Raw genomic sequence first — 18,637 nt, 5'->3', positions numbered from 1 at the left:
TGGTCGGCGTGTATCGGGAACGACCGGCCGGGATCGCGGGCGCGGTGCTCTGGGCCGCCGTCAGCGACGGGGCGCCCACCCGGGTACTGCCGGACGGCTGCCTCGACCTGCTCTGGTCCAGCCGGTCCGGGCTGCTGGTGGCCGGGCCGGACCGGACGGCGTACCGCAGCCTCGCCGCGCCGGGGGAGCGCTGGCTCGGCCTGCGGCTGCCCCCGGGCGTCGGTCCGGCGGTGTTCGGGGTGCCCGCAGACGAGCTGCGGGACCGCCGGGTGCCGCTGGCGGCGCTCTGGGGCCGGGCGGCGGACGAGGCGGCCGAGCGGCTGGCGGAGCACCCGACCGGTGCCGGGCTGACCGCGATCGCCGCCGGGCGGCTCGCCGCCGCCGGTGGTCCCGACCCGCTCGGGCCGCGAGTGGCCGCGCTGCTCGCCACCGGCGCGCCGGTGGCCACGGCCGCCGCCGAGGTCGGGCTCGGCCCGCGCCTGCTGCACCGGCGCAGCCAGGCCCTGTTCGGGTACGGCCCGAAGACCCTCGCCCGCATCCTGCGGATGCGCCGGGCGCTGGCGCTCGCCCGGACCGGCGTCGGGCTGGCCGAGGTGGCCGCCCGGACCGGGTACGCCGACCAGGCGCACCTGACCCGCGACGTCCGCGAGCTGGCCGGGGCGCCGCCGACCGCGCTGCTCGCCGGCTGACGGGTCGGCTGGTCGAGCGCGCCGCCGGTCGGCGGGCCGGTCGGGCTACTGCTCGCCGAGCGGGGCGAACAGGTCCACCCCGTTGCCGTCCGGGTCGTGCAGCACGGCGTACCGCTGGCCCCAGAAGGCGTCCCACGGCGGCAGTTCGCCGTGGTAGCCGGCCTCGGTCAGCTCCGTCCAGTACCGGTCCACCTCGGCCGGGCTGTCGCACCGGAACGCCAGGCTGCCGCGGGACGGGCCGGTCGGCAGGTGGAAGTCCGGATGGAAGCTCCGGATGGTCTCCACCGTGTCCCAGGCCAGCCGCAGCCCGTTGGGCAGGGTGATCTCCACATGCGGTTCGGTGTCGGCGCCGGCCGGCACGTCCAGGCCGAGCCGGCGATAGAAGGCCAGGGTGCGGGCCATGTCGGTGACGACCGTGCCGATCAGGTCGAGGTGAGGTGCCATGTCGGGGACGCTACGCGGCCGGGCGCGGCCCGGTCTTGAACGAAACGGACCGGACGGAGTGTCCTGGTGTGGCCGACAGGCCGGCACCGTTCGCGTACGGTGACAAGTGAGGCAAGTCCGGCTTAACCGGCCATAAACCCCAGCGGTGCGGCCCGGGTCGTGCCGGGCAACAGCGGGCGAGGGAGAGGAGCGGGCGGTGATGCACCTGGCCTACCTGGACGCGGGATCCGGCAGCCTGATCGTGCAGGCGGTGGTCGGCGGCGTGGCGGGGGCGGCGGTGGCCGCGAAGCTCTACTGGCGCCGCCTGGTCGCCCGGTTCCGCCGCCAGCCCACCGACCAGGGCTGACCCGCGCGATGGTGATCCCCGACGGCGACCTGCGGGCCGAGCCCGGCTCGTTCCGGGACCCGGCGAACCGGGTCTTCCACGCCGGTTCGGACGTGCTGCGGGCGCTGGACGCCGGCGCCGCGGCCGACTGGCACGCCCTGGCCGGCACCGACTTCTTCCCGGCGCTGATGGCCGAGGGCAAGGTCTGCGGCACCGAACTGGTCGACCCGGCCGGCCCGCTGCCGTCCGACGGCGGCGAGTGGGCCGCCGTGCTGCGGCACGAGCGGATCCCGTTCGTCTCGCACCCGTACGAGTGGTCGTTCGCCATGCTGCGCGACGCGGCGCTGCTGCACCTGGAGATCCTGCGCACCGCCCTGGCCGGCGGCTTCACCACCAAGGACGGCTCGGCCTACAACCTCCAGTGGCGCGGCGTCGACCCGGTCTTCATCGACGTCGGCTCGTTCGCCCCGGCCCGCGACGGCGAGCCCTGGGCGGGCTACCGGCAGTTCTGCCAGACCCTGCTCTATCCGCTGCTGCTGCAGGCCCACCTCGGCCTGGACTTCCAGCCGTTCCTGCGGGCCCGCGTCGACGGGGTCGAGCCCGAGCAGATGCGCCGCATCTTCGGCGGCGCCCGGCGGCTGCTGCCGGGCGTACCCACCCACGTCCACCTGCACGGCGCGATGCAGCGGCGCAACGCCGCCGCGAGCACCTCCGACGTCCGGGCGCAGCTGCGCGCCGCCGGCTACTCCCGCGAGCTCGCCCTGGCCACCGTGCGCGGGCTGGCGAAGCTGGTCGGCCGGCTCGACCACCGCCCCGGCGCCAGCCACTGGTCGGACTACCAGCGCACCTGCGGCTACACCGGCCAGGACCGGGTGGCCAAGGAACGGTTCGTGGCCGACGCGGTCACCGCCGCCGCCGAGCCGGACCTGGTGCTGGACCTGGGCGCCAACGACGGCCGGTACGCCCGCCTCGCCGCTCGGCACGCCCGCTACGTGGTGGCGGTCGAGCAGGACCCGGCGGTCGTCGACGAGCTGTACCGCGGGCTGCGCGCCGATCGGGAGCGGCGGATCCTGCCGCTGGTGATGGACCTCGCCGACCCGTCGCCCGGCGGCGGCTGGCGCGGCGTCGAACGGGCCGGCTTCGCCGCCCGGGCGGCCCGCGCGGACGTGGTGCTCGCCCTGGCCCTGGTGCACCACCTGGCCATCGGGCGCAACGTGCCGCTGCCGGAGGTCGTCGACTGCCTCACCAGCTGGTGCGCGCCCGGCGGCCGGCTGGTCGTCGAGTTCGTCCACCCGGAGGACCCGATGGCGCGCCGGCTGCTGGCCAACAAGCCCGACGGCCTCTTCCCCGACTACCGCCCCGAAGAGTTCGAACGGCTGCTCACCGGCCGCTGCCGGCTGGTGCAGCGCCTCGAACTGCCCTCGGGCACCCGCACCCTCTACCAGGTGATGGTGGGTGGCTGAGCCCGCGCTGGCCCCCACCGCCGCGCCGCCGGCCGCCCCCGAATCGGCCGGGCGCGCCGCACCGGCCCGGTGGCGGCCGGAGCTGCGCCGGGCGCTGGAGGTGGTCGCCCTGGTCGGCCTGGTGGTCACCCAGCCGGTGCTGGACGTGCTCGGCCGCAGCCCCGACTTCTTCCTGTTCCACCGGGCCCGGCAGCGGGACGTGCTGCTGCTGGTGGCGCTGATCGCGGTGGTGCCGACGCTGCCGGTGGCACTGCTCGGCGCGGCCAGCCGGCTGGCCGGCCGGGCGGTCCGGGCGGCGGTGCACACCGGGTTCGTGGGACTGCTGCTCGCCGCCCTCGCCGTGCAGGTGGGGCGGCACGTGACGCCGCTACGGGGCGTACCGCTGCTGCTGGTCGCGGCGCTGGCCGGCGCCGCCGGGGCGGCCGCGCACCGGCGCTGGCGCGCCCCCGGCCGGGTGCTGCGGGTCGCCGCGATCGGCCCGCCGGTGTTCGTGCTGCTGTTCCTGTTCGCCTCGCCCGCCTCGGCGGTGGTGCTGCCGCGCGGCGAGGGCGGCGCGGCCGGCCAGGCCGGCCCGGGCGTGCACCCGCCGATCGTCATGATCGTCCTGGACGAGTTCCCGTTGCAGTCGCTGCTCGGGCCGGACGGCAAGGTCGACGCCGGCCGCTATCCGCACTTCGCCGAGCTGGCCGGCGGCTCCACCTGGTACCGCAACGCCACCGGGGTCAGCGGCTGGACCCCGTACGCGCTGCCGGCGATGCTCACCGGCCGGTACCCGGCGAAGGGGGTGGCGCCGCACTACTCGCAGTACCCGGACAACCTCTTCACCGCCCTCGGTGGCCTGTACGAGGTGCGCGCCGAGGAGAGCATCACCCGGCTCTGCCCACCCAGCCGGTGCGAGCAGCCGAGCACCCCCGAGCAGGGCCTCGGCGTGCTGGTGCGGGAGAGCGGCAAGCTGCTGCGCCAGGTCGCCGCGCCGGTGGACAGCCGGATCGACCCGGAGGAGTCGTACCGGGAGAAGACCGCGGCCGAGGCGGGCCTGGACGCGGCCGAGCCCGTCCCGGACGACCCGAAGTTCCGCTTCGACAGCCTGGACGACAACCAGCCGGCCCGGTTCACCAGCTTCCTCGCCGGGCTGCGCCCGAGCGCCCGCCCCACGCTGCACTTCCTGCACCTGCTGATGCCGCACGCGCCGTGGGCGTTCCTGCCGTCCGGGGCGCGCTACGACGCGCCGGAGGACCTGCCCAACGACGGCGCCGGCTGGGTCGACCTGGCCCGGGCCCGGCACCTGGCCCAGCTCGGCTACACCGACCGGCTGATCGGCGAGACGCTGCGCACCCTGCGCGCCTCCGGCCTGTACGACAAGGCTTTGGTCGTGGTGACCGCCGACCACGGGGTCAGCTTCCGCCAGGATTGGCAGGGCCGGGGGATGGGGGCGATCGAGCACGCCGCCGACCAGGTCGCCTGGGTGCCGATGTTCGTCAAGGAGCCGGGCCAGCGCACCGGCCGGGTGGACGACCGCAACTGGGAGCACGTCGACCTGCTGCCCACCATCGCCGACTACGCCAACGTACGGCTGCCCTGGCGGGTCGACGGCCGGTCGGCCCGGCAGTCGCCGCGCGACCGCGCCGACAAGCGCTTCTACGACCGGCCGGGGGAGCCGGTCACCATCACCGGCGGGGTGCCCGGGCCGCTGCCGCCCGTACCCGTGCATCCGCTGGTGGGCACCGAGGTGGGTGCCCGACCGGGCGGCGGTGGCCGCGCCACGGTGGCGAACCTGGCCGCGTTCCGCGACGTCCGGGCGGACGACGGCGAGCTGCCCGCGCTGGTCTGGGGCACCGTGCCGGCGTCGGTGCCGGACGGCACGCTGCTGGCCGTGGCGGTCAACGGCCGGGTCGGCGCGGTGGTCCCGGTGGTGCCGGCCGACCCGGCCGGGCGGCGCTTCGCGGCCCTGCTCCCCGACGACCGGCTGTACCGGGTGGGAGAGAACCAGCTCGATGTCTACCGGGTCGGTCCCGGTGACACGCTTCGTCGCCTCACGCTGTCCTGAGGTAGCCTTCCGCTTTCCGGTGCGCGAGCGGGTTTCCGATCATCCAGGTCGGGAATCGGGTGACGCATACCTCACCCCCGAACCACGGTGGGCGGTATCGGCCGGGCCGTGACTACGGTAAAAGCGAAGGCAATTCAACGAGGATTTCGCCGGCGAAGCGAGGGACCACATGACGGAAGTCAAGCTCGATCACCCCGGTGGGCAGCTCTCGATGCCGGTGCACAGCGCGGTCGAGGGCCCCGCGGGCATCGGGGTCAGCAAGCTGCTGAAGGAAACCGGGATGACCACGTACGACCCCGGGTTCGTCAACACCGCATCCTGTTCGTCCGAGATCACCTACATCGACGGCGACGCGGGGATCCTGCGCTACCGCGGGTACCCGATCGAGCAGCTGGCGGAGAAGTCCTCTTTCCTGGAGGTCTCCTACCTGCTGATCTACGGTGAGCTGCCGACCCAGCAGCAGCTGACCGAGTTCACCGAGTGGATCCGCCGGCACTCGCTGCTGCACGAGGAGATGCGCCGCTTCTTCGACGGCTTCCCGCGCGAGGCGCACCCGATGGCGGTGCTCTCGTCGGCGGTCAGCGCGATCTCGACCTTCTACCAGGACAGCCTCGACCCGTTCGACTCCGAGCACGTGGAGATCTCCACGGTCCGGCTGATGGCCAAGGTCCCCACCATCGCCTCGTACGCGTACAAGAAGGCGATCGGCCAGCCGCTGCTCTACCCGGACAACTCGCTGGGCTACGTGGAGAACTTCCTCCGGATGACCTTCGGCGTGCCGGCCGAGCCGTACGAGGTCGACCCGGTGATGGCCCGCGTGCTCGACATGCTCTTCGTGCTGCACGCCGACCACGAGCAGAACTGCTCCACCTCCACCGTCCGGCTGGTGGGTTCCAGCAACGCCAACCTGTTCGCCTCGGTCTCGGCCGGCGTGAACGCGCTGTTCGGCCCGCTGCACGGCGGCGCCAACCAGGCCGTGCTGGAGATGCTGCACAAGATCCAGGTCGACGGCGGCGACGTGCAGTCCTTCGTCCGCAAGGTGAAGGACAAGCAGGACGGCGTCAAGCTGATGGGCTTCGGCCACCGGGTCTACAAGAACTACGACCCGCGCGCCGCCATCGTCAAGAAGGCCGCCCAGGACGTGCTCGGCCGGATGGAGAAGCCGGACCCGCTGCTGGACCTGGCGATGCAGCTGGAGGAGATCGCGCTCGCCGACGACTTCTTCGTCTCCCGCAAGCTCTACCCGAACGTGGACTTCTATACCGGCCTGATCTACAAGGCCATGGGCTTCCCCACCAAGATGTTCACCGTCCTGTTCGCGCTGGGCCGGCTGCCGGGCTGGATCGCCCAGTGGCGCGAGATGATCAACGACCCGGAGACGAAGATCGGCCGCCCCCGGCAGATCTACACCGGCGCCGCCGAGCGCAACTACACCGACATCACCACCCGCTGACGGTGCAAGGAAGGTGCCCTTGTTAACGCCTCCGGTATAGGAAGGGCCCCTGCTTAACACCCGTTGCCGCGAGCTGACCCGAGGCCGCCGACCCGAACCGGGTCGGCGGCCTCGTTCGTCCGCCTTCCCGGCCCGCGGAAGGGGCCACATGCCGCATGTCGCGGCCCGCGGAGGGCGCCACATGCCGCATGTCGCACCCTTCCGGCCTGCGGAAGCGCGACATGCCGGATGTCGAGCGCGGGGGCCCGCAGCAGGCGGGTGCGCTGAGCGGGGGGTGTTAAGAAGGGGCCCTTGCTATGCAGAATGCGTTAATAAGGGCACCCTCCTTACACCTCAGCGGAGGCCGGCGGCGGCGAGGAGGTTGCCGTCGGGGATCAGCGGGCGGGGCCGGCCGTACGTCATCTGGTGGGTGGCCTGCTCGGCGACGAAGCCCGGCGTCTGGGTGATCGCCGAGGCGTACGTCGCCGCGGTGCGGCCGGCGATCGCCGCCCAGCCGTACTGCTCGTCGACCATGGTCCGGGCGCGGCGGGCCAGGGCGCGGGCCCGATCGGTGTCGGACAGCAGCGCGTGCACCGCGTCGCTGAGGCCGTCCGGGTCGTGCGGCCGGAAGGTCATCCCGGTCACGCCCGGCTCGACGATCTCGGCGAGCCCGCCGGTGGCGGAGACCGCGAGCGGGGCCCCGGCGGCGGCGCCCTCCAGGGCCACCATGCCGAACGGCTCGTAGATGCTGGGCACGGCGAAGCAGTCCGAGGCGGCCATCACGGCCGGCAGGTCGGTGCCGCCGAGGAAGCCGGGCATGCTGACCGTGCCGCCCAGCCCGAGCCGGTGCACCTCGGCCTGCAGTTCCGGCCGGTACGGGCCGTCGCCGACGATCACCGCGCGCAGCCCCGGGTGCCGGTCCCGCAGCCGGGGCAGCCCGGCCAGCAGGTGCTGGACGCCCTTCTCGTAGACCAGCCGGCCGGCGAAGGTGACCAGCGGGCCGTCGGCGGCGAACCGGGCCCGGGCGGCGGCGACCGCGGCCACCGGCACCCGCCAGCGGTGCGGCTCGACGCCGTTGGGCACCACGTCGACCCGGTTGGCCGGCACCCCGAACAGCGAGGTCACCTCGTCGCGCATGTAGCCCGAGCAGACGATCGTCCGCACCGACGAGGTGCCCAGCCAGTGCTCCACCCCGTGGATGGTGCGGTTCATCTCCTCGGGCAGCCAGCCCTGGTGCCGGCCCGCCTCGGTGGCGTGGATGGTGCTGACCAGCGGCAGGTCGAGGTGGTCGCGCACGGTCATCGCGGCGTGCGCGACCAGCCAGTCGTGCGCGTGCACGACGTCGTAGCCGCCGGTGGAGGCGGCACGCAGGGCGGCCCGGGTCAGGGTGTGGTTGAAGGCCATCGTCCAGGCCAGCAGGCTCCCGGTGGCCAGCGGGAAGGTGACCGGGTCCTCGGCGGCGCGCACCACCCGGACCCCGTCGACGTACTCCTCCAGCGGGGCGCCGTCGGCGTGCCGGGTGACGACGGTGACCTCGTGGCCGGCGGCGGCCAACGACACCGACAGGGCGTGCACGTGCCGGCCGAGTCCGCCGACGAGCACCGGCGGGTATTCCCAGGAGAGCATCAGCACCCGCAGCGGGCGGGCGCCGCCGAGCGGGGGCCGGGGTGTGGAGGTGGGGGAGGGGCGGCAGGTCCGATCCGGGTGGGCGCCGGACCGCGGGTTGCTCACAACGATCTCCGTCCGTGCAGGGTGGGACGCGCCGGCGACGATGGCGGCGGGGAACTCAGGTGGGTGGGTGGCCGAGGGCCGAGACGGACGCGCGGCGACGCGCGCCCGCACATAGCAAAGGCCATCGGGCGGCGCGGCGCATCTCGAAAAGGGTCATCGTGACGGATGACACCCGAACGTCGCACGCTCATCGCCAGGGCGGATTTCGGTTACGGTCCGAAGGGGTGGATTGCCCGCCGCCGCGCCGGGGCATTAGCGGCGTGCGCATCGGCGGTCCGCCCGACCGTGCGCTCACGATCATCGTTGAAGGAGCGACATGCAGGTCTGGCCGGGCGAGCGTTATCCCCTGGGGGCCACCTACGACGGGATGGGCACCAACTTCGCGATCTTCTCGGAGGTCGCGGAGAAGGTCGAGCTCTGCCTCTTCGACGAGTGGGACACCGGCGCCGAGCGCCGGGTGGAGTTGCGCGAGGTCGACGCGTACGTGTGGCACGGGTACATTCCGGGCATCGAGCCGGGCCAGCGCTACGGCTTCCGGGTGCACGGCCCGTGGGATCCGGCCAACGGGGTGCGCTGCAACCCGCACAAGCTGCTGCTCGACCCGTACGCGAAGGCGGTCGACGGGGAGGTCGCCTGGGACAAGGCGGTCTACGACTACGAGGTGGGCGGCGACCAGGACCGGATGAGCGAGACCGACTCGGCGCCGTTCATGCCGAAGTCGGTGGTGGTGAACCCGTACTTCGACTGGGGCAACGACCGGCCGCCCCGCACGCCGTACCACCACTCGGTGATCTACGAGGCGCACGTGCGCGGCCTGACCATGCGCCACCCGGACATCCCGGAGGAGTTGCGCGGCACGTACGCGGCGATCGCCTCCCCGGTGATGATCGACTATTTCAAGCAGCTCGGGGTGACGGCGATCGAGCTGATGCCGGTGCACGAGTTCGTGCACGACCACCGCCTCGCCGACCTGGGGCTGCGCAACTACTGGGGCTACAACACCATCGGCTTCTTCGCCCCGCACCACGGCTACTCCGCGCTGGGCCGCCTCGGCCAGCAGGTGCAGGAGTTCCGGGGCATGGTCAAGGCGCTGCACGCGGCCGGCATCGAGGTCATTCTCGACGTGGTCTACAACCACACCGCCGAGGGCAACCACCTGGGCCCGACGCTGAGCTTCAAGGGCGTCGACAACCCCAGCTACTACCGCCTCTCCGACGACGACCGGCGCTACTTCGTCGACTACACCGGCACCGGCAACAGCCTCAACGTGCGCAGCCCGCACTCCCTGCAACTGATCATGGATTCGCTGCGGTACTGGGTCACCGAGATGCACGTCGACGGCTTCCGCTTCGACCTCGCCGCCACCCTGGCCCGCGAGTTCTACGAGGTGGACCGCCTCTCCACCTTCTTCGAGGTGGTGCAGCAGGACCCGGTGGTCAGCCGGGTCAAGCTGATCGCCGAGCCGTGGGACGTCGGGCCGGGCGGCTACCAGGTGGGCAACTTCCCGCCGCTGTGGACCGAGTGGAACGGAAAATACCGGGACACCGTACGGGACTTCTGGCGCGGCGAGCCGGCCACCCTGGCGGAGTTCGCCTCCCGCATCTCCGGCTCCGCCGACCTCTACCAGGACGACGGCCGCCGCCCGTTCCACAGCATCAACTTCGTCACCTGCCACGACGGGTTCACCCTCAACGACCTGGTGTCGTTCAACGACAAGCACAACGAGGCCAACGGCGAGGAGAACCGGGACGGCGAGAGCCACAACCGGTCGTGGAACTGCGGGGTGGAGGGGGACACCGACGACCCGGGCGTGCTCGCCCTGCGGGCCCGGCAGCGGCGCAACTTCCTGGCCACGCTGATCCTCTCCCAGGGCGTGCCGATGCTCGGCCACGGCGACGAGCTGGGCCGCACCCAGCACGGCAACAACAACGCCTACTGCCAGGACAACGAGCTGGCCTGGGTGGACTGGGACCGCGCCGATCCCGAGCTGCTCGCCTTCGTCCGCCGGCTCACCGACTTCCGGGCCCGCCACCAGGTCTTCCGCCGCCGCCGCTACTTCACCGGCCTGCCGGTCGGCGGCCGGGCCGCCGGCTCCGGCCTGCCCGACCTCGCCTGGTACACCCCGGACGGCCGGGAGATGACCCACGAGGACTGGGGCAACGACTTCGGCCGCTCGGTGGCCCTGTTCGTCAACGGCGACGGCATCCCCGAACGCGGCCAGTACGGCCAGCGGCACCGGGACGACTCGTACCTGCTGCTGTTCAACGCCCACGACGCGCCGCTGGACTTCACAGTGCCCGGCGAGGAGTTCGGGCCGCGCTGGGAGCTGGTGATCAGCACCGCGGAACCGGATCCGGAGAAGACGACGCTGGTCGAGGCGGGCGGCACCGTCTGCGTGCCGGACCGCTCGCTGCTGGTCCTGGAGAGGACGGTCTGACCGATGCCCGACACCCCCCGACCCGACGTGCCGGAAACGACGACGCGGGTCGGGTCGACCTACCGCGTCCAGATCCGCCCCGGCTTCGACCTCGACGCCACCGCCGGGCTCGCCGGCTACCTGCGCGACCTGGGCGTCAGCCACCTCTACAGCGCGCCCCTGCTCACCGCCACCCCCGGCTCCCCGCACGGCTACGACGTGGTCGACCACCGCGCGGTCAACCCGGAGCTGGGCGGCGAGGCCGGCCGGCAGCGCCTGGTCCGGGCGCTGCGCGCGGCCGGGCTGGGCCTGGTCGTGGACATCGTGCCCAACCACGCCGGGGTGGCCCGACCGGCCGCCAACCCGGCCTGGTGGGACGTGCTGTGCGCCGGGCGCGCCTCGGCGTACGCGGACTGGTTCGACATCGACTGGGACCGGGGCCGGCTGCTGCTGCCGGTGCTCGCCGACGCCCCCGACGCGCTGGACGACCTGAAGCTGGTCGACGGGGAGCTGCGCTACCACGAGCACCGCTTCCCGATCGCCGACGGCACCGGCGACGGGACGCCCCGCGAGGTGCACGACCGGCAGCACTACGAGCTGGTCGACTGGCGGCGCGGCGACGCCGAGCTGACCTACCGCCGGTTCTTCGCCGTCTCCGACCTGGCCGGGCTGCGGGTGGAGGACGAGGCCGTCTTCGCCGCCACCCACGCCGAGATCCTGCGCTGGGTGGCGGCCGGCGACGTCGACGGCATCCGGGTCGACCACCCGGACGGGCTGCGCGACCCGGCCGGCTACCTGGCCCGGCTGCGCGCCGCCGCCCCGGACGCCTGGCTGGTGGTGGAGAAGATCCTGGAGTACGGCGAGGAGCTGCCGGACTGGCCGGTCGACGGCACCACCGGCTACGACGCCCTCGCCGCGGTCTGCGGCCTCTTCGTCGACGGCGCCGCCGAGGGTGACCTGACCGCCCTGGAGGCCCGGCTGACCGGCCGGCACACCTCCTGGCAGGACCTCACCCACGACACCAAGCTGGCCGCGGCCACCCGGCTGCTCGCCGCCGAGCTGACCCGGCTCGCCGCGCTCGCCCCCGAGCTGGACCCCGACGCCACCAAGGCGGCCCTGGCCGAGCTGGCCGCCTGCTTCCCCGTCTACCGGGGCTATCCGCCGCAGGGCGCCCGGCACCTGGCCGCCGCCCGCGCCGAGGCCGGCCGGCGTCGCCCCGACCTCACCGCCACCCTGGACGCGGTCACCGCCCTGCTCCGCGACCCCGGGCACGAGCTGGCCGCCCGCTTCCCGCAGCTCACCGGCGCGGTGATGGCCAAGGGCGTGGAGGACACCGCCTACTACCGGTGGAGCCGGTTCGTGGCGCTCAACGAGGTCGGCGGCTCACCGGCGCACGTCGGCGTGCCGCCCGCGGAGTTCCACCGCTTCGCCACCGCCCGGCAGGTCCGCTGGCCGGCGAGCATGACCACCCTCTCCACCCACGACACCAAACGCGGCGAGGACGTCCGGGCCCGGCTCGCCGTGCTCGCCGAGCTGCCGGGCCGCTGGGCCGAGCAGGTCGCCCGGTGGACCGCCCGCGTCCCGCTGCCCGACCCGGACCTGGCCCACCTGCTCTGGCAGACCGCCGTCGGCGCCTGGCCGCTGGACCGCGAGCGGCTGCACGCGTACGCGGAGAAGGCCGCCCGGGAGGCGGCGGCCTCGACCAGTTGGTCCGACCCCGACCCGGCCTTCGAGGACGCGCTGCACGCGCTTGTCGACCGGATGTACGACGACCGCGAGCTGCACGCCGAGATCACCGCGTTCGCCGCCGAGATCACCCCGGCCGGCTGGGTCAACTCGCTCGGGCAGAAGCTGGTGCAACTGGCCATGCCCGGCGTGCCGGACACCTACCAGGGCACCGAGCTGTGGGAGAACTCGCTTGTCGACCCGGACAACCGCCGCCCGGTCGACTTCGCCGTACGCCGGGAGCTGCTGGACCGGCTCGACGCCGGCTGGCGGCCGGCGGTGGCCGCGGACGGCGCGGCGAAACTGCTGGTCGTCTCCCGGACGCTGCGGCTGCGCCGCGACCACCCGGAGCTGTTCACCGGCTACCGGCCGGTGCCGGCGCACGGGCCGGCCGGGGCGCACGCGGTGGCCTTCGACCGGGGTGGCGCGGTGGCCGTGGCGACCCGGCTGCCGCTCGGGCTGGCCCGCGCCGGCGGCTGGCGGGACACCACCCTGTCGATTTCCGGCAACAGTGTTAGGGACATGTTCACCGGTCGGGTCTACAGTGGGTCTGAGCTGCTCCTGGACGATCTGTTGAGCACCTATCCCGTCGCCCTCCTCGCCCCCGCCGACTCCGTGGAGGCCGCCCCATGACCGAGTTCACCGTGTGGGCGCCCGAGGCCGCCCGGGTGCGGCTGCGCCGGCCCGGCGCCGCCGACCGGGAGCTGACCGTCGCGCCCGGCGGCTGGTGGCGGGTCGACGTGCCCGACGCCGGCCCGGGCACCGACTACGCCTTCCTGCTCGACGACGACGACCGGCCGCTGCCCGACCCCCGCTCGGCCTGGCAGCCGGCCGGGGTGCACGGCCCCAGCCGGGTCTACGACCACGCCGCCTACCGCTGGACCGACGGCGGCTGGACCGGGCGGCAACTGCCCGGCAGCGTCCTCTACGAGCTGCACGTCGGCACGTTCACCCCGGAGGGCACCTTCGACGCGGTGATCGACCACCTCGACCACCTGGTCGACCTCGGCGTCGACCTGATCGAGCTGCTGCCGGTGAACGCCTTCAACGGCGAGCACAACTGGGGCTACGACGGCGTCTGCTGGTTTGCCCCGCACCAGCCGTACGGCGGGCCGGACGGCCTGAAACGGCTGGTCGACGCCGCCCACGCCAAGGGGCTGGGGGTGATCCTCGACGTCGTCTACAACCATTTCGGGCCCTCCGGGGCCTACGCGCCGAGCTTCGCGCCCTACCTCAGCGAGCAGAGCAACCCGTGGGGTCGCACGGTCAACCTCGACGGCCCGCACTCCGGCGAGGTGCGCCGCTACATCATCGACAGCGTGCTGATGTGGCTGCGCGACTACCACGTCGACGGGCTGCGGCTGGACGCCGTGCACGCCATGCCCGACGCCGGCGCGGTGCACCTGCTGGAGCAGCTGGCGGTCGAGGTGGAGGCGCTCGCCACCCACCTGGGCCGGCCGCTGTCGCTGATCGCCGAGTCCGACCTCAACGACCCGAAGCTGATCACCTCCCGGGAGGCCGGCGGCTACGGCCTGCACGCCCAGTGGAACGACGACGCCCACCACGCCCTGCACACCCTGCTCACCGGGGAACGGCAGGGCTACTACGGCGACTTCGGCTCGCTGGAGTGCCTGACCGACGTGCTGACCGGCGCGTTCTTCCACGCCGGCACCTGGTCCAGCTTCCGCAACCGCACCCATGGGCGGCCGGTCGACCGGCAGCGCGTCCCGGGGCACCGCTTCGTGGCGTACCTGCAAAATCATGACCAGATCGGCAACCGGGCCACCGGCGACCGGATCTCCGCCACGCTGTCCCCGGCGATGCTGCGGGTCGGCGCGACGCTGCTGATGACCGCGCCGTTCACCCCGATGCTGTTCATGGGGGAGGAGTGGGCGGCCACCACGCCGTGGCAGTTCTTCACCAGCCACCCCGAGCCGGAGCTGGCCGCCGCGGTGGCCACCGGGCGCCGGCGCGAGTTCGCCGCGCACGGCTGGGCCACCGCCGACGTGCCCGACCCGCAGGACCCGCGCACCTTCCTGCGCTCCCGGCTCGACTGGGCGGAGCTCGACAAACCTGAACACCGCGAGATGTACGAGTTCCACCGGCGACTGATCGCGTTGCGCCGGTCGCGGGCGGACCTGTCGGATCCCCGGTTGGACCGGGTCGAGGTGCGCCACGGCGACCAGTTCCTGGTGATGCGGCGCGGCGAGACGCTGGTGGTGGCGAATCTGGCCGAGCGGGCGCAGCGGGTGAACCTGCCGGGGGTGGTGCGGCGGGTGCTGCTGGCGACGTCGGAGGGGGTCACGGTGATGCGGGACGGGATCGAGCTGCCGGCGGAGTCGGCGGCGATCGTGTCGCTCTGAGGCGCGGCGTCGGCGTTACTGGCGCAACCACCGCAGCACCGCCGCGCCCTTGGGCGTCAGGGTGCCGGCCTCCTCGAAGGCTGCGAGCAGCCCGACGGCCTCTGCGAGCACCGCGGCCCGGGCGTCGTCGGTGATGATGCCGGCCAGCAGGGCGAGCGTGACACCCAGTTCCTCGGTGAAATCGGCGCGGTCCGGTTCTTGACGGTGCAGCGCGCGGCGGGTGTCGGCCGCCCGGGTGAGCAGCGCCTCGGCCGTCTCGACATCGTCCACCCGCTGCGCCAGGACACCCAGCCGCTCGCAGGAGATCGCCAGGTCGCGGGCGTAGGTGGTGTTCTCCGGCTCGATGGTGGAGAGCCGTTCATGGATGCTGAGTGATTGTTGGTACAGCTGTCGGGCCTGGTCGAGCTGCCCGCTGTCGGCGGCGAGGTCGCCCAGCTTGTTGTAGGAGACCGACAGGTCGCGGGCGTAGGTGGTGTTCTCCGGTTCGGTGGTGGCGAGCCGTTCGGCGATGGTGAGCGACTGTTGGTGCAGTTGTCGGGCTTGTTCGGTCTGCCCGTTGGCGCGGGCGTGGTCGCCCAGCTTGTTGTAGGAGACCGACAGGTCGCGGGCGTAGGTGGGATTGTCCGGTTCGGTGCTGATCAGTTGTTCGCGAATGGTGAGTGATTGCTGGTGTAGTTGTCGGGCCTGGTCGGTCTGCTCGTTGGTGGCGGCGAGGTCGCCCAGTCGTTCGTAGGAGATCGACAGGTCGCGGGCGTAGCTGGTGTTCCCCGGTTCGATGGTGGCGAGCCGTTCGGCGATGGCGAGCGACTGTTGGTACAGGTGTCGGGCCTGGTCGGTCTGCCCGCTGGCGCGGGCGATGTCGCCCACCTTGTTGTAGGAGATCGCCAGGGCCCGCGCGGAGCTGGTGTTGTCGGGTTCGGTGGTGACCAGCCGTTCGCGGATGGTGAGTGATTGCTGGTGCAGTTGCCGGGCCTGGTCGGTCTGCCCGTTGGCGGCGGCGAGGTCGCCCAGTCGTTCGTAGGAGATCGCCAGGTCGCGGGCGTAGGTGGTGTTGTCGGGTTCGGTGCTGGCGAGCCGTTCGGCGATGGCGAGTGATTGTTGGTGTAGTTGTCGGGCCTGGTCGGTCAGCCCGTTGGCGGCGGCCAGGTCACCCAGCTTGTTGTAGGAAACCGCCAGGTCACGGGTGTAGCCGGTGTTGTCTGGTTCGGCGGTGACCAGCCGTTCGGCGATGGCGAGTGATTGTTGGTACAGCTGTCGGGCCTGGTCGGTCTGCCCGCTGGCGCGGGCGATGTCGCCCACCTTGTTGTACGAGATCGCCAGGTCCCGGGCGGAACCGGCGTCGTCGGGTTCGGTGGTGACCAGCCGTTCGCGGATGGTGAGTGATTGCTGGTGCAGTTGCCGGGCCTGGTCGGTCTGCCCGTTGGCGGCGGCGAGGTCGCCCAGTCGTTCGTAGGAGATCGCCAGGTCGCGGGCGTAGGTGGTGTTGTCGGGTTCGGTGCTGGCGAGCCGTTCGGCGATGGCGAGTGATTGTTGGTGTAGTTGTCGGGCCTGGTCGGTCTGCCCGTTGGCGGCGGCGAGGTCACCCAGCTTGTTGTAGGAGATCGCCAGGTCGCGGGCGTAGGTGGTGTTGTCGGGTTCGGTGCTGGCCAGTCTTTCGGCGATGCCGAGCGACTGTTGGTACAGCTGCCGGGCAGGGTCGGTCTGCCCGTTGTCGCGGGCCTGGTCGCCCAGCTTGTTGTAGGCGACCGACAGGGCTCTGGCGTAGTCGGTGTTGCCGGGCTCGCTGGCTGCCAACCGCTCCACGATTGCCAGGACGGTGGTGAAGATGGCGCTCGCGTCGGCAGAACGGCCGTAGTCGCGGGCGAGTGCGCCGAGGGCGTCGCACGCGACTATGAGCTGGGATCGGACGGTGATGGGCAGGCCGGCGACGCGGGCGGAGGTGAGCAGCGCCGTGTGCGCGCGACAGAGACTGTCGAGCAGGCCGGTGCTCGAGGGCCGCGGGATCGACGGCTGATCGGCGGCCGTGGGTGCTCCTCGATGGCCACCTCTGGTTTGGCGAGCGCAACGCTGGACCAGCTCGGCGTACCTGCCGGCGAGGGTCGTCGCGGCTACCTCGGCGACCGCCGGGGTGGTGGCCAGTCGCACCAGCACGTCGAGGGCGCGTTGGACCTGCTCGTCGGAGCGCAGCGCCAACACGGAAGCCAGCAGCGTCGAGCCGTGGTCGTTCTGCTCTTCGAGGACCTGGCCGACGAGGGCCTCGCCGAGCCGGTCGGGACGCAGCGGGTTCCACCGGTCGGGCCCGTCGTACAGGCCGCGTAGCCACCGGTCGACCAGGGAACGCATCGGGGCGGGTGCCGGATCAGCGGGGTCGATCATCAGGTCCAGCAACGCCTGCGCCTCGTCCTCGTCACGGGCGCCGGCGAGGGTGGCGAGGGCCACGCAGAGCCGCACCAGACGGTGATCGAGAGCCGGTAGGCGGGCGTACCAGCGTCTCGCCTCGTGGACGAGCGCCCGGTCCACGGGGGGCCGCCCGTCGGTTTTCCAGTGCGGCCCGGACAGCGCGACGTCGAACGCCTCCAGCAGCACATCCAGCGGACGCCCGTAGCGGAGGTCGGACAGGTCGACGTCGACGGTCGGGGGAGTCCAGCCAGCGCCGTGCCAGGTGTGGCCGAACGCGCTCAGCCCGGTCGCGAACAGCGCGCGTCGTTGTTCCCGGGTGAGGTCGGCCACCGCCGTGGTGGTGTCCACGGCGGTGTCCAGCGCGGCCAGCGCCGCACCGGAGGCGGCCTCAGTCAGCGGTGCCAACGACTGCCCGGCCAACGCGCCGGCAGCGGGGCGACTCAGCAGTAGTAGCCGGACCGGCGCCAGGGCCGACGCCGAGCGACTCAGCGCCGCGAGCCGAGCGGACAGGGCGCTCGCGTCGCGTTCCTCGACGTAGTCCACGACGAGTAGGCGAGGTAGGGGCAGGGTGTCGACACTGCGATCATCGGCGGGAAGCAGGCCGGCTATCCAGCCGCGCGCGTGCTGGGCGCGGCACGCCTCGACGGCGAAGCGGGTCTTGCCGCTGCCGCCGCTGGCGTCGATGTACCGGACCGACAGCCGCTGCGGCCCGTCACACCATTGCGCGACAGTGGCCAGCGTGTCGCCGCGGAACAGGTAGTCCACCACGGCGAACTCGGGACGCAGCATGGTGGAGGGCTGGCCGGTGCCGGGCTGCACGTGCGTGTGCGTCCAGGGCTGCTCGACCAGGTCGTCAGCGCCGTCGATCGGCAGCACGGCATGCCAGGTTGCCCGGTTGGCCAGCACCGCCGCGCTGCCTGCCGAGGCGAGCTGTCTGCCGTACTCGACCAGCTCGTCGGGCACACCCGGACCGCCGGACAACAGCGCCGCCAGCGGCGCGGCCCACCCGCCGAGGTCGCTGTACTTGTCGCGGGTGGCGGTGACCACCCCGACCACGGCCCGTAGGGTCGGGCAGACCAGCGGTGCCCCGGACAGGCCCGGCGCCGCCTGCCCCGCCTTCAGTTGGAAGTACTCGTCACCGGTGACACCTTCGAACGTGAACGACGCCGGTGCTCCCCTCGGATCCACGCCCTCCTCGCGACGCGGGAACCCGAACGCGTGACACTCCTGGTTCAGCGGCTGCCCACCGGACAGCCAGACACAGGGATGAGTGGCGACCCACTCGGCCGTGGCGTGCAGCCGCAACACCGCCAGATCCGGGTACGGCCACAGCGCGGAACCGGTCGCCGGAGGTGCCGACCGGGCCAGCACATCGGCATCCACCGGGTCGACACCCACGTCCCGGTCGGCGGGCACCACCCGGACCTGGTCCCACGCCATCCGGTTGACGTGGTCGTAGACGACGTGCGCGGCGGTGAGCACCCAGCCCGGCGCGACGAAGAAGCCGGTGCCCAGCACCGCACCGGTGTCGGTCCGTTCGATCCGTACGACGTGACGGCGTAGCTGCCGGGAGTCGACCCGCGTGTGCACCCGCTCGCCCCG

Annotated in this window: 11 protein-coding genes; 8 read left to right on the top strand and 3 right to left on the bottom strand. The window is 72.8% G+C overall.

Features of this window, described 5'->3' with window-relative positions; translation table 11 throughout:
- Positions 1-8 precede the first annotated feature (8 nt).
- Positions 9-689, top strand: coding sequence for a helix-turn-helix transcriptional regulator (locus tag K7640_RS22910; RefSeq protein WP_222956947.1), 681 nt, complete (start codon positions 9-11; stop codon positions 687-689).
- 45 nt (positions 690-734) lie between these two features.
- Here the strand turns inward: K7640_RS22910 and K7640_RS22905 are convergent, their stop codons facing one another.
- Entirely contained in the window at positions 735-1,133 is a 399-nt protein-coding gene (locus tag K7640_RS22905; protein ID WP_222956946.1) for a VOC family protein, read from the bottom strand.
- Positions 1,134-1,329: 196 nt separating this feature from the next.
- On the opposite strand from K7640_RS22905, the gene K7640_RS22900 reads away from it, so the two are divergent.
- From K7640_RS22900 to K7640_RS22885, 4 genes are all read left to right on the top strand, one after another.
- Entirely contained in the window at positions 1,330-1,479 is a 150-nt protein-coding gene (locus tag K7640_RS22900) for a hypothetical protein (protein WP_222956945.1), read from the top strand.
- An 8-nt stretch (positions 1,480-1,487) separates the two neighbouring features.
- Positions 1,488-2,921, top strand: coding sequence for a methyltransferase domain-containing protein (locus K7640_RS22895; RefSeq protein ID WP_222956944.1), 1,434 nt, complete (start codon positions 1,488-1,490; stop codon positions 2,919-2,921).
- A complete protein-coding gene (locus K7640_RS22890; protein ID WP_222956943.1) occupies positions 2,914-4,968 on the top strand; it encodes a sulfatase-like hydrolase/transferase in 2,055 nt (684 codons plus the stop codon). The genes K7640_RS22895 and K7640_RS22890 overlap by 8 nt, the downstream gene beginning before the upstream one ends.
- A 169-nt stretch (positions 4,969-5,137) precedes the next feature.
- Complete coding sequence (locus tag K7640_RS22885) at positions 5,138-6,421, top strand: citrate synthase (protein ID WP_222956942.1); 1,284 nt, start codon at positions 5,138-5,140, stop codon at positions 6,419-6,421.
- A 333-nt stretch (positions 6,422-6,754) separates the two neighbouring features.
- Here K7640_RS22885 and K7640_RS22880 read toward each other — a convergent pair whose 3' ends face one another.
- Entirely contained in the window at positions 6,755-8,026 is a 1,272-nt protein-coding gene (locus K7640_RS22880; RefSeq protein WP_222957012.1) for a glycosyltransferase family 4 protein, read from the bottom strand.
- A 421-nt stretch (positions 8,027-8,447) separates the two neighbouring features.
- Between K7640_RS22880 and glgX the strand changes: the two genes are divergently transcribed.
- Genes glgX through treZ form a run of 3 tightly spaced genes read left to right on the top strand, consistent with a single transcriptional unit; the run spans position 8,448 to position 14,635 of the window.
- On the top strand, positions 8,448-10,568 hold the full coding sequence (gene glgX, locus K7640_RS22875) for a glycogen debranching protein GlgX (protein WP_222956941.1): 2,121 nt from the start codon (positions 8,448-8,450) through the stop codon (positions 10,566-10,568).
- A 3-nt stretch (positions 10,569-10,571) separates the two neighbouring features.
- Positions 10,572-12,905 (top strand): malto-oligosyltrehalose synthase, encoded by a 2,334-nt coding sequence (gene treY / locus K7640_RS22870; protein WP_222956940.1) that lies wholly within the window; start codon positions 10,572-10,574, stop codon positions 12,903-12,905.
- Positions 12,902-14,635, top strand: a complete 1,734-nt coding sequence (treZ, locus tag K7640_RS22865; RefSeq protein ID WP_222956939.1) for a malto-oligosyltrehalose trehalohydrolase — start codon at positions 12,902-12,904, stop codon at positions 14,633-14,635. Before treY ends, treZ begins: the two co-directional genes overlap by 4 nt.
- Positions 14,636-14,650: 15 nt before the next feature.
- Here treZ and K7640_RS22860 read toward each other — a convergent pair whose 3' ends face one another.
- A complete protein-coding gene (locus K7640_RS22860) occupies positions 14,651-18,625 on the bottom strand; it encodes a tetratricopeptide repeat protein (protein WP_222956938.1) in 3,975 nt (1,324 codons plus the stop codon).
- Positions 18,626-18,637: the final 12 nt, after the last annotated feature.

It is taken from the genome of Micromonospora sp. PLK6-60, from assembly GCF_019890675.1.
Lineage (GTDB): Bacteria > Actinomycetota > Actinomycetes > Mycobacteriales > Micromonosporaceae > Micromonospora.
This window is presented reverse-complemented; position numbering and strand designations above follow the sequence as displayed.